This is a genomic window from Mesorhizobium sp. M0052, assembly GCF_040323255.1.
GTDB lineage: Bacteria > Pseudomonadota > Alphaproteobacteria > Rhizobiales > Rhizobiaceae > Mesorhizobium.
The window spans coordinates 228,167-240,331 of the sequence record NZ_JAMYUS010000010.1; the positions used below are offsets into that span (position 1 = coordinate 228,167).

General features: G+C 64.8%; 12 protein-coding genes. 5 read left to right on the forward strand and 7 right to left on the reverse strand.

All coding sequences use genetic code 11. The features are described from left to right. Positions 1-13: 13 nt before the first annotated feature. The 6 genes from NKJ77_RS16280 to NKJ77_RS16305 are packed head-to-tail and all read right to left on the reverse strand — an operon-like array spanning position 14 to position 4,353. Positions 14-1,273, reverse strand: coding sequence for an ABC transporter substrate-binding protein (locus tag NKJ77_RS16280; RefSeq protein WP_352535454.1), 1,260 nt, complete (start codon positions 1,271-1,273; stop codon positions 14-16). A 36-nt stretch (positions 1,274-1,309) separates the two neighbouring features. After that, positions 1,310-1,738 carry a DUF4440 domain-containing protein gene (locus tag NKJ77_RS16285; protein WP_023818578.1) on the reverse strand — a complete coding sequence of 143 codons (429 nt, stop codon included), beginning with the start codon at positions 1,736-1,738 and terminating at the stop codon, positions 1,310-1,312. Next, positions 1,735-2,790, reverse strand: coding sequence for an aldo/keto reductase (locus NKJ77_RS16290; RefSeq protein ID WP_023682685.1), 1,056 nt, complete (start codon positions 2,788-2,790; stop codon positions 1,735-1,737). The genes NKJ77_RS16285 and NKJ77_RS16290 overlap by 4 nt, the downstream gene beginning before the upstream one ends. Next, positions 2,787-3,140 (reverse strand): TIGR04076 family protein, encoded by a 354-nt coding sequence (locus tag NKJ77_RS16295; protein WP_023682686.1) that lies wholly within the window; start codon positions 3,138-3,140, stop codon positions 2,787-2,789. The genes NKJ77_RS16290 and NKJ77_RS16295 overlap by 4 nt, the downstream gene beginning before the upstream one ends. Beyond that, entirely contained in the window at positions 3,141-3,629 is a 489-nt protein-coding gene (locus NKJ77_RS16300; RefSeq protein WP_023667857.1) for a DUF3830 family protein, read from the reverse strand. A 1-nt stretch (position 3,630) separates the two neighbouring features. Next, positions 3,631-4,353, reverse strand: a complete 723-nt coding sequence (locus NKJ77_RS16305) for a GntR family transcriptional regulator (RefSeq protein WP_023682687.1) — start codon at positions 4,351-4,353, stop codon at positions 3,631-3,633. Positions 4,354-4,477: 124 nt separating this feature from the next. On the opposite strand from NKJ77_RS16305, the gene NKJ77_RS16310 reads away from it, so the two are divergent. From NKJ77_RS16310 to NKJ77_RS16330, 5 genes are read left to right on the forward strand one after another with little or no spacing between them, the layout of a single operon-like run. After that, a complete protein-coding gene (locus NKJ77_RS16310; protein ID WP_023686959.1) occupies positions 4,478-5,278 on the forward strand; it encodes an ABC transporter ATP-binding protein in 801 nt (266 codons plus the stop codon). Further along, positions 5,275-6,021, forward strand: coding sequence for an ABC transporter ATP-binding protein (locus tag NKJ77_RS16315; RefSeq protein ID WP_023686958.1), 747 nt, complete (start codon positions 5,275-5,277; stop codon positions 6,019-6,021). The genes NKJ77_RS16310 and NKJ77_RS16315 overlap by 4 nt, the downstream gene beginning before the upstream one ends. Next, positions 6,018-6,926 (forward strand): branched-chain amino acid ABC transporter permease, encoded by a 909-nt coding sequence (locus tag NKJ77_RS16320; protein ID WP_023682690.1) that lies wholly within the window; start codon positions 6,018-6,020, stop codon positions 6,924-6,926. Before NKJ77_RS16315 ends, NKJ77_RS16320 begins: the two co-directional genes overlap by 4 nt. Then, positions 6,923-7,906, forward strand: coding sequence for a branched-chain amino acid ABC transporter permease (locus NKJ77_RS16325; RefSeq protein ID WP_023686957.1), 984 nt, complete (start codon positions 6,923-6,925; stop codon positions 7,904-7,906). Before NKJ77_RS16320 ends, NKJ77_RS16325 begins: the two co-directional genes overlap by 4 nt. Further along, complete coding sequence (locus NKJ77_RS16330) at positions 7,903-9,198, forward strand: NAD(P)/FAD-dependent oxidoreductase (protein ID WP_023686956.1); 1,296 nt, start codon at positions 7,903-7,905, stop codon at positions 9,196-9,198. The genes NKJ77_RS16325 and NKJ77_RS16330 overlap by 4 nt, the downstream gene beginning before the upstream one ends. 130 nt (positions 9,199-9,328) lie before the next feature. Here the strand turns inward: NKJ77_RS16330 and NKJ77_RS16335 are convergent, their stop codons facing one another. Further along, the gene (locus tag NKJ77_RS16335) at positions 9,329-12,082 is read right to left on the reverse strand and encodes a molybdopterin-dependent oxidoreductase (protein ID WP_352535455.1); all 2,754 of its coding nucleotides are present in this window, start codon (positions 12,080-12,082) and stop codon (positions 9,329-9,331) included. Between the last annotated feature and the right edge of the window lie 83 nt (positions 12,083-12,165).

Sequence of the window (12,165 nt, forward strand, 5' to 3'; positions counted from 1 at the left end):
AATGTACCGGCGCCTACTGCAATTTCGCCTGCAGCGCGTTGACGTCGTCGGTTGTTATTTCACCGTCGGTCGTCACCTTGCCGTCGACGATCTTCCACAGCCGGAACGGACCGGTGATGTCGCCATATTTGTCGAAGCTGACCGGACCGATGACGCCTTCATAGCGGATCGGCTTGCCGTCCTTGATCAGGCCGAGCGCCTTGGCGAACTCGTCCTTGCCGGCATAGATCGGTGTGCCGGCAGGATCGACCGCCTTGTACATGGCATCCTTGATCTTGGCTGGATCCTCGGAGCCGGCAATGGCAATGGCGAGACCGACAATGGCGCCGGCATCATAGGAACGGTCGGCTGCCGGGTTCGACGGTTCGATGCCCGAAAACTCCTTGTAGTTTTTCAGGAAATAGTCGGTGGATGCCGTCGGGCTGGTGCCGGAAGAGGTACCATAGGCATCCTTCAGATAATCGGCGCCGACGGATTCGATGAAGTCCGGGCTGTTCATGCCGTCATTGAGCAGGAATTTCTGCACGCCGCCCTGCGATATCCAGGTGCGGGCGACCGTTGCGCCGTCGACCGGCGTGCTGACGAGGTAGAGTCCGTCCGGCTCGCCTCCCATCGCCGCCGTCACTTCCGAGGCATAGCTCGACTGCTTTTCATTATAGGGCGTGTCGGAGACGATGGTGCCGCCGAGCGCTTTGTAGGCACGCGAGAATTCGGCCACCATGTTGACGCCGAAGTCGTTGTTGACATGGATGATCGACAGTTTCTTGAAGCCCTTGTCGATGGCGTATTTGGCGGCGGCCACGCCTTGCAGCGCATCCGACGTGATGGTGCGGAAGAAGATGCCGTTGGTCTTGCCGTCGCGGCCAAGGGCGGTCAGCGTCGGCGAGGACGAAGCCGGCGACACCTGCACGATCTTGGCCGGCCCGGTGACCGAGGTCAGGATCGGGATCGACACCGAGGAGATGATGCCGCCGATGATCACCGGCACCTTCTTGACCTGTACCAGCTGGGTCGCGGCATCGACCGCGATATTGCCCTGGCTCTGGCTGTCGCGCGTGTCGGTTGCGAGATCGCAGCCGCGTACGCCACCGGCTTCATTGATGTCGCGGAAGGCCATTTCGACGGACTTCGCGCCGGCCTGGCCGTATTCGCCGGCCGGACCGGTGAGCTCCATGACCAGGCCGACGGTGATCTTGCAGTCCGCTGCGTGTGCGGCGCCGGCCATCGTCACGAGAGCCAGTGCTGTGGTGATTTGAAGTATCGTCTTCTTCATTGCCGTTCCCCTTTTCTTGTTTGAACTTTTGCCTGTTCAGCCTTCCGGCGCCTGCAGCCAGGTCTCATGCAGATGCCGCCATTCGACGCCGTTTGGTGCCGATGAACTGGTGGTAAAGACCGCACTGGACTGCCGGCGACTGTGTTTGCCGGCGCGCAGTTGCGCCTCGATGTAGAAGATGACGATCGTGTCCGCGTCCTGCCAACCCGGCCTGATGTCCTCGATCGATATGGCAAAACCGTCGTCGCAAGTGGCGCGGCTTGTCCGGACATGATCTACGACCGCGTCGCGATCGAGGATCTGGCCATTCGGCGCCACCATGGTGAGGCTTTCGCCCATGACAGCCTCGAAGCGGCCGAACTCCACAGCGTCGGCTCGCGCGGCGACAAACCAGTCGACGAAGAAGCGATGCAGGTCGATGATTTCAGCGCTGGCACGCGAAAAAAGGGAAGGCTCTCCGCTCATTTCTTCCCCGCATTGAGGTTGTAATGCATGATCGAGCCGTGGCGGCCATGACGGTCGCGCTCCAGCGCGTAGACATCGCCCGCGAGGCCGGTGCCTTGTGCGATGGCGGCAGCAATCCGCGCGCGATCGTCGGCGTCGAGCGCGACGTCCATGATTTTCGTATTGGCCAGCGCATGTGCCTGGTTGCGCGCACCCACAATGACGGCCGCGACCTGCGGCTGCTCGAGCACCCATGCCGAGGCGATGGTGGCGATGTCGACGCCGTGGCGATCGCCGACCGCTTTCAGCGCCTTGAGCAGGGACTGGAACAGCTCCCAGCCGCCGAAGTCGTCGATGATCAGCTTGTATTTGACCAGCGAGCGGTTTTCGAGCGGCGTGGAGGGTTCGGCCACGCCAAGCCATTTGTCGCTGAGGAAGCCGCCCGCCACCGAGCCGTAGCAGAGGAAGCGGACACCGTTCTTAGCGGCAAGGTCCGCAAGGCTGTTTGCCGGCCGCTGGTCGAGCACTGAATATTGCAGTTGCTGGCTGACCAGCGGGATGCCCGCGGAGAGGATTTCGGCTAGCCTCGGCGTATCGAAATTGGTGGTGCCGAGATTGCGCACCTTGCCTTCCAGCCGAAGCTCGTCGAGCCAACCCATCGCCTCGACGTAACGAGGCTGGTCATAATCCCACCAGTGAAACTGCACAAGATCGATCCGCTCCGTCTTCAGCCTGCGAAGCGACTGATTGACGATGCCCCTGATGTAGTCGCGGCTGATGCTTGCCAGTCGTTCGAGGTCCGGCACCAGCTTGGTGTGCACCTTCATCCTGGCCGCAACATCGAGACCGCGCTCGCCGGCCAGCCGCAGGCGCGCGGCGCCGATCAGTTCCTCGACGCCGGTGTAGATGTCGGCGCAATCATAGGTCCAGATGCCGGCATCGAAGGTGGCGATGAGGTCGGTCACGGCCTGCCTGCGGTCGATAGCGCCATGGCCGCCGGCCAGCTGCCAGCCGCCGCGGATGACGCGCGAGATCGTATAGCCGGGGCTGAGTTCGACGGTCCTGGCGCTCATCTTTTGTCGGTCTCCTTCGGCAGCGGCACAGCCGTGGTTTGGGCATGGCTGAACCGCCGCTTGGCCAGCCTGACGATCCGCAGCCGGCTGGCGCAATTGGGATCGGGACAGGCGATCTCGGCATCCGAGGTCATCCAGTCATTTGCATGCGTCGGGCGCTGCTTTGCCGCCAGGAGCGGCAACACGGCGGAGATCGAGTAAATCGAAAAACCCTGCCCCGCCGGCAGCGACAGCATTTCGCCCTTGAGTTCGAAATAGTCGCCGGCCCTGGCGCCGCAATAGACCGGCTTGCCCTCGGGGATGACCGCTTCGACGCGCAGATCGAAGAGTTCGAAACTGTCGTCGGCCATTCAGGCCTCCACCAGGCTGAAGGTGATGTCACAGGCGCCGTTGCGGCGGATGACGCCGCAGGCGGCGGCAAACTGATCGCGCTCTCCGGCAAGCACTTGCGCGACCACGCTGCCGGCCAGCCAGCCGATCGGGAACAGCAGCCGCGCCCCCTGCCCGTAGTACAGGCCGATATCGAAGATGGCATTGGGATTGCCGCCCCACACGCGTGGCGGCACATAGGACAGCACGATATCGCCGGGCTGCGGCGTCAGCGTTGCATTCTCCGGTGGCAAAGACTGGGCATAGGCCTGGCCGTGGAGATCGGCTGACGGAACCGGGCACGAGATTTCCGGTCCTGTCCACATCGCATGGATGCCTGGGATGATGCGTGGCTGCGCCAGATAAGCCAGCAGGAAGGCGGCATTCTCCGGCGCCTTTTCGGGCAATAGCAGCGCCGTCACGGAAAGCTTCGAGCGTGGTTCTGTGATGCCGATGGCGGGCTTGGGCATGTCAGTCCTTCGCCGATTGAAGTTTGTCGCGCAGGAAGGCGAAGGGGCGGCTGATGTCGGCTACCAGCGCCTCGCGCGCCGCTAGCGCATCCTGTTTGGCAAGTGCCGCGACAATGCCGCGGTGATAGTGCGCGGTATCGACCTCCCCGGCCTCGGAGAAGGCATAGATGGCGACGCGGATGCAGGGTCCCGATTGAAGCCAGAGGCTTTCGATCATCGGGATCAGCACAGCCGAGCCGCAGCAGCGGTAGATCTCAAAATGGAAGCTCTGGTTGAGCGTCGCTTCGCGGTCGATATCCTTCTTGTGCTTCAGGGCCCGCATCTCGTCCCACTCGCCCAGCATGGCTTCGATCGAAGCGATCTGGCGCGGGCTCATACGCGTGGCGGCAAGCGCGATCGCTTCGCCTTCGATGAGTGAGCGGGCGCGCAGGAGGTCGTCGATGCGCTCCAGCGTGATCGGCGGCACGCGCACCGAGCGGTTGGGCAGCGCCTCCAGCGCCTTTTCCGTGATCAGCCGTCCAAGCGCTTCGCGTACCGGCATGGTCGAGGTGACCAGCGCATCGGCGAGACCGCGGATAGTCAGCACCTGGTTTGGCTCGAAAAGGCCACCGATCAGAGCACGGCGCAACTCGGAATAGACGCGATCCTGCACCGTCTCGCGGCCGACCGGCGTAAGCTGGGCTGCGATCGTCCCGTTGTTCTTGTCGATGGCAGCCTTCTGCATTACCGGCATTTGCCCCGTTTTCGGCTTGCGAATGAAATTAAAGCCGAATAGCGTGATCAAAGCAAGTGTGATCACAAATCAAAAATCAGGAGGCGACAACGATCGTCTTCGGCCAGAGGGTTTGATGAGCGATGCAGCGGAGCGCCAACGGCAGGAGACCCGTGCGCCAGTTCTGACGGCACGAAACGTCGTCAGGCGTTTTGGCGGCCTTGTCGCCGTCAACGATGTCTCGTTTGATGTCAAAGCGGGCGAAATCCTCGGCCTGATCGGGCCGAATGGCGCCGGCAAGACGACGATGTTCGATCTGTTGGCGGGCAGCATATTGCCAACCAGCGGCGATATCCTGCTCAATGGCACGCGCGTCTCCGGCGAAGCCGCTCATCTGCGTATCGGCCGTGGTCTTGGCCGCACCTTCCAGATCCCGCGCCCCCTGCCCAATCTGACGCTGATCGAAAACATCATGCTGGCGGCGCAGGGCCAAGCCGGCGAAAAATTGCTCGCCAACTTCGTCACGCCGTGGCGAGTGGCGGCACAGGAAAGAGCAGCCAGGGCAAAGGCACTCGAGCTGCTCGAGCTCGTCTCGCTCGCTCGGCTGGCGCACGAACCGGCGCGCGTGCTTTCCGGCGGTCAACGCAAGCTGCTCGAACTCGCCCGCGTCATGATGGCCGATCCGGCGATCATCCTGCTCGACGAACCGGCCGCCGGCGTCAACGCGACGCTGCTCGAGATCATCATCGACCGCATCCGCGACATCAACGCGCACGGCATCACCTTTCTGCTGATCGAGCACAATATCGACATGGTGACGCGGCTCTGCCATCGCGTCCTCGTCATGGCGAGCGGCCAGTTGCTCAGCGAAGGCACGGCGGAAGAGGTCGCCCGCGACCCGCGCGTCATCGAGGCCTATCTCGGAGGTGCGGCATGAGCGAAACTGTCCTCAACGTCCGCAATCTCGAGGCCGGCTATGAGCCCGGCGTGCCGATTGTGCGCGGCGCCTCGATCACCGTCGGCAAGGGGGAGATCGTCGTCGTGCTCGGCCCCAACGGCGCCGGCAAGTCGAGCTTCATCAAGGCGATCGCCGGCCTTGTCCCGATCACCGGCGGCACCGTATTTCTGGACGGCAAGGACATCACCGCCGCTCCCGCGCACACCATGGTTCGGCTCGGCCTGGCCTTCGTACCGCAGACGGAGAACATCTTCCCGCTGATGTCGGTCGAGGACAATCTGAAGGTCGCCTGCGGCATCCTCGAGCGACGCGAAATCCCTGCCCGCATCGAGGAAATGTATGCGGCCTTCCCCGACCTCGTCCGCCAGCGCCGCACCGCCGCCGGCAATCTGTCGGGCGGACAGCGGCAGATGCTCGCCGTCGCACGTGCGCTGATCGTCCATCCCAAGGTGCTGCTGCTCGACGAGCCATCGGCCGGCCTCTCGCCGAAATTCGTATCGATGGTGTTCGAGATGCTGGCCGGCATCCGCAGGTCCGGCGTCACCATCCTGCTGGTCGAACAGAACGCCAAGGCAGCGCTGGCCATCGGCGACCGCGCCTATGTGCTGGTCGAAGGCAAGGACCGGCACGAGGGTGTGGCGTCCGAATTGTGGAACGATCCTGTCGTCGCCGAACTCTATCTCGGCCAACGCCCTCACGCCGGCAAGGGAGGCGCGGCATGAGCCTGCAATTTGTCGTCGATGGGTTGCTGACCGGTTCGATGATCGGCCTCGGCGCCATTGGCGTGACGCTCACCTATTCGATCCTGCGCTTCTCGAACTTCTCCCATGGCGACTTCATGGCCTGGGGCACCTATGCGACGCTCGCCGTCGTCAGCACCATCGGCGCGATGTTCGGCAAGGTGGAGCCCATTGGACCGCTGTCCTTCGGCTGGTCGCTGCTGGTTGCGCTGGTTGTCGGCATGACTTTCACCGCCCTGCTGGCGCTGTTGCTCGACAAGGTGCTGTTTTCGCGGCTGCGCTCGCAGGGGCAAGCCATCATCGTGGTGATGGCGAGCTTCGGCGCCTCGATGGCGCTGCGCAGCCTGCTCGAATTCACCTTCAGCTCACGCCCGACCTATTTCAGCCGGGCGATCCAGATCGCCATGCCGGTCGGCTTCGGCATCCGCATCACGCCCGATCAGATCGCGCTGCTGCTGCTGACCGCAGTGCTGGTGCTCGGCGTGCATCTGTTGATGACACGCACGCAGACCGGCCGCTCCATGCAGGCGCTGAGCCAGAATGCGGCCCTGGCCCGCATCGTCGGCATCGATGTTGCCTCCGTGGTGCGCGTCACCTGGATCATCGGCGGGGCGCTGGCCTGTGTGGCCGGCGTGATGATCGGCATTCTGGTGCAGATCCGCCCGTTCATGGGCTTCGACATGCTGCTACCGATGTTCGCCGCCGCCATCCTGGGCGGCATCGGCAGCATACCGGGCGCCGTGCTCGGCGGCCTGATCATTGGCCTTGCCGAAGCCGGTGCGGTGCAGCTGATCGGCGCCGAATGGCGCGCCGCAATCTCCTTCATCATCCTGATGGCGGTGCTGTTCGTGCGGCCGATCGGCCTGTTTGGTGTGAGGGAACGCTGATGGACCTGCTCGGCTACGGCGCCTTCTTCCTGACCACCGCACTGATCTTTTCGCTGGTCACACTGGGGCTCAATCTGCAGTGGGGGCTGACTGGCCTTTTCAATGTCGGTCTTGCCGGTTTCGTCGCCATCGGCGCCTATACATCGGCGCTGCTCACGACCCCGGACGATGCCGCGCGCTTCGGCGGCTTCGGTCTGCCGATCCTGGCCGGCTGGGCGGGCGCCATGATCGTCGGCGGTATCGCCGCAGCAATTACCGGCATGGCCACGCTGCGTCTGCGATCAGACTACCTGGCGATCACCACCTTCGGCGTCGCCGTCGTCGTGCAGCTGGTCGCGCTCAACGCGCAAAAACTCACGGGCGGCCCGTTCGGCATCGGTTTCATCCCGCGCCCGTTCGGCGGCCTTGCCGAAACGCCGCTGTTGTTCAACGTGTCGAACCTCGCCGTCGTTTCGGCTGTGACGCTGATCGCCTATCTCGCTCTGGAGCACCTGTCGCGCAGCCCCTGGGGCCGCGTGCTCAAGGCGCTGCGCGAGGACGAGCGAGCGGCGATTTCGCTGGGCAAGAGCGCGCGCTTCTACCGCGTCCAGGCCTTTGCCGTCGGCGGCGCCATCATGGCGCTGGCCGGCGCTTTGCAGGCGCATTTCACCGGCTTCATCGCGCCCGATAACTATCTGCCGATCCTGACCTTCCAGGTCTGGGTGATGCTGATCGTCGGCGGCTCGGGCAGCAATGCCGGCGCCATTGCCGGCAGCATCCTGGTCTGGGCGATATGGGCGGGGTCGGGCACGCTGACCAGCGTGCTGTTTGCGCCCGAGCAGCAAGCACGCGCGGCCTCGCTGCAGATCGTCGCCATCGGCGTCATGCTCTGCGTCATCCTGCTGATCCGGCCGAACGGATTGTTCGGCGACCGGCCGCGCCGGCCGAAGCCCGGCAAACAGACAAAGGCGGCGGCCAGCGAGAACGAGGCCGGACCATGAATGCCATGATCCGGCAAGACGTGCATGGCGTTTCACTCTGGCATGCCGTCAGCCGCAACCGCCGCGACCGGGGCACGCTGCAAGGCGGGCTCGACGTCGATCTCGCAATCGTTGGCGGCGGCTTTTCCGGCCTGTCGACGGCATTGCATGCCGCCGAGAAGGGGCTTTCGGTCGCGGTCCTCGAAGCCGAATTCATTGCCTGTGGTGCGACCGGCCGGAATGCCGGCTTCGTCGTTCCGAACTTTGCCAAGCGGGATCCAGACGACATCATCACCGAACTCGGACCCGAGCGCGGCGGGAGGCTGATCGATTTCGCCGCGGGAAGCGCTGACCTGGTCTTCGGCCTGATCAAGCGGCATGGCATCGAATGCGACGCTGTGCAGAATGGTTGGATCCAGCCGGCGCATTCGTCCGCCGCGCTGGAAAAGACGCGATCGCGCGCCGAGCAATGGGCGGCGCGGGGCAGGCCGACCGTAACGCTCGATGCCAAGGCGGTCACGACGCTCACCGGTATCGGCGGCTACGCCGGCGGTTGGATGGATAACTCGGGCGGCGTCCTCAATCCGGTCGAGTATGCGCGCGGCCTGGCCGATGCCGCCGAAAAAGCCGGCGCGCGGATCTTCGAGCAGACGCGCGTCGCTTCCATCGACCGCGCTGCGGATGGCTGGACCTTGACGACCGCATCCGGCGCCGTGCGTGCGGGCAAGGTGGTGATCGCCACCAACGCCTATGGCGGGGCACTGAACCGGACACTGGCGCGGACCTATATCCCGCTGAAAGTCTTCCAGATCGCCACTGCGCCGCTGTCGCGGGCCATACGCGCGCGCCTGCTGCCCGGCGGCCAGGGCGTTGGCGACACCAGGCGCAACCTGTTCACGTGCCGCTTCGATGGCCAGAACCGGCTGATCAGCGGCGGCATGCATGTCGTCGGAGCCGGCGCTGAGACGCGCATGCCGCAAACGATTTGGCGACGGCTCGCCAGGCATCTCGATTTGCCTGACCTGCCGCCGCTTGCCTACAGCTGGACAGGCGTGGCGGCGGTGGTGCCGGATTTCCTGCCGCGTCTCATCGACCTCGGCCCGGGCCTGATCGCCGGCTTCGCCTGCAACGGTCGCGGCATCGCCATGACCACGGCAATGGGCAAAGTGCTGGCGGACTGGGCGAGCGGAACGGACGCCCGATTTCTGCCGCTCCCCTTCGCACCGCCAGCGCCGATCCCGCTGCACAACCTCGTGCGCTATGCACCGAATATGCTGCTCCCCTGGAGCATCCTGCGCGACCGGCTGGATTAGACAGCCAAGCCAGGTGATCCTCCTGCCGGCGCGCTCACAGCGACCCGAAAAGGACCGCCACACCTTCCGCAATCGATGACCGTGGTGGCCCAAGAGGATATAGTCAGATCCCCTCCCCATCCAGCCGCATCTACTCCGCAGCCTGAACCCGATTGGCCTGGATGACCGCCCGGATCTCGGACCGGCAGGAGCCGCAATTGGTGCCGGCCTTCAGGGCGCCGCCTATGGCTTCGACTGTCGCGCACCCGGCTGCCACTGCCGCCGCGATCTGGTTGACCCCGACGCTGAAACAGGAGCAGACGGTCGCGCCCGCATCGGGCCGATCGGCGCCGGCGCGACCGGCGACGATCCTGAAGCGTTCGCGTTGGCTGGTGTGAACCTCCTGGAGTTGCTGTGCCGCCCAACCCCGCGAAACCGCCACCGGTCCCGACGCGATAAACAAAGCCCCGGCGAGGTGCTGGTCGTCGAAGGCAGCAATACGATGCTGGCCGGTATCGCGGTCGTGATAAGCGAGCGTATCGGCTACGGGAACATCGAAAAGCGAACCAGCAAAACCAGCCCAGTCGATGTCGTCGTCAGCAAAGGCAAGCTCCACCCGCCAGCCGCCCTTGCATTTGGCCACGGCCCAGTAATCTGCTGCGACCGCCACCGGCTTGCGGCGCACCACGGCGAAGCCGAAGGCTCTCGCGGCGAACTTCTCGATGCGGGCGCCGACATGTTTCAGCGCAGGCTGACCGGAAACCGGATCGGTCAGAGGCGCGGTCAGCGTGTCGAGCCGGCCTTTTGCCGAAAACTGGTCAGTCCAGTGCATCGGCGCAAACACGCTGCCCTGGCGCTGGCGTGCCGTCACCAGCGCGCGCACCAGCACATCGCCGCGCGGGCTGGAGACGCGCACGATGTCGGCGTCGCCAATGCCGTGATGCGTGGCATCCGCGGGGTGGATCTCGACGAAGGGCTCGGCCATGTGCTGGGAGAGACGTGGGCTTTTCCCAGTGCGGGTCATCGTGTGCCAATGGTCGCGAACACGGCCGGTGTTGAGGATCAGCGGATAGTCCGGGCTGGTGCGTGTCTCGACGATGGGACGAATGGCGATGAAGCGGGCCTTGCGGTCGGGATTGTAGAAATTGCCGTTGGCGAAGAAGCGGGTGCTGGAAGGGTCAAGTCCCGCTTGAACACCCCCCTCTGTCCTGCCGGACATCTCCCCCGCAAGGGGGGAGATTGGCAGCTTTGACGCCGGCATATCTTCTGCATCGTTGGTAATTGGCGAAGGCCGAGGCGACGGCTGATCTCCCCCCTTGCGGGGGAGATGGCCGGCAGGCCAGAGGGGGGTGGCTGTGCTCGGCGCCGGCCACTGGAACGGAGCCAATTCTTCATAGGCGTCGGCATCGATCGCACCATAAGCGCCGATATCGAAATCCCGCGCGCCGTCATTCTCGAAACCCGACAGCGCGGCGTGTTCGGCGAAAACCTCCGCCGGCGTCACATGCGCAAACGCCTCGCCAAACCCCATCCGCTTGCCCACCTCGGCAATGATCTGCCAATCCGGCCGCGCCTCGCCGGGCACCGCAAGAAAGCTGCGCTGGCGCGAGATGCGGCGCTCTGAATTGGTCACGGTGCCGTCCTTCTCGCCCCAGGCGGCGGCGGGTAGCCGCACATGGGCGTGACGCACGGTGTCCGTGCTCGCCAGCACATCCGAAACCACGACAAACGGGCAGGCCTTGATCGCCGCCTCGACGGCATCGGCATCCGGCATCGAGTCGACCGGGTTGGTGGCCATGATCCACAATGCCTTGATGCGGCCGGCGGCGATCGCCTGAAACATCTCGACCGCCTTCAGACCGGGCTTTGGGGCGACGGCCGGCGCATTCCAGAAACGCTGCACGCGGTCACGGTGCTCGGGGTTTTCGATCTCCATATGGGCGGCCAGCATATTGGCCATGCCGCCGACCTCGCGGCCGCCCATGGCGTTGGGCTGGCCGGTCACTGAAAACGGTCCTGCCCCAGGTTTGCCGATGCGGCCGGTGGCGAGATGGCAGTTGATGATGGCGTTGACCTTGTCGGTGCCCGAAGACGACTGGTTCACTCCCTGGCTGTAGACAGTGACGGTTTTCGCAGTCGCGGCGAACAGGTTGTAGAAGCGGGTGAGCTCGTCCTCGCTCAGGCCGGTGGCGGCGGCAATGCCGGCAAGGTCGAGCGCCGATGCGGCGAAGAGAGCTTGGCCGAAGCCGGTCGTGTGTGCGGTCACATAGCCGCGGTCGAGTGCGTTGTGCTGGCCGAGCCAGGCGAGCAGACCAGTGAACAAAGCAACGTCGCCATCCGGCGCGATCGCCAGGTGAATGTCGGCGATATCAGCGGTCATGGTGCGGCGCGGGTCGACCAGCACGACCTTCATCTCCGGTCGTTTTTCCCGGGCCGCCGCGATGCGCTGGAAGAGCACGGGATGGCACCAGGCGAGATTGGAGCCGACCAGCACGATCAGGTCGGCGAGCTCGAGATCCTCGTAGGTGCCGGGCACGGTGTCGGAGCCGAAGGCGCGGCGGTGGCCGGCAACCGAGGAGGCCATGCATAGCCGCGAATTGGTGTCGATGTTGGCCGAGCCGATGAAGCCCTTCATCAGCTTGTTGGCGACATAGTAGTCTTCGGTCAGCAACTGGCCGGAGACATAGAAGGCGACGGAGTCAGGACCGTGCTCGGCGATGGTTTGCGAAAAGGTCGAAGCGACGCGGTCGAGCGCCTCGTCCCAGCCGGCACGGCGACCGTGGATTTCGGGGTAGAGCAGCCTGCCGTCGAGGTCGATGGTTTCGGCCAGGGCCGAGCCCTTGGAGCAGAGCCGGCCGAAGTTCGCTGGATGGTCGGGGTCGCCCCCGGCCCGGGCGATCAACAACCCCCGCGCCGGATACCCCCCCCCCCCCCACCCCCCCCCAAAAACGGCGGGGGGGTGCCACACCCCGCCCCCGCCCCCCGAGG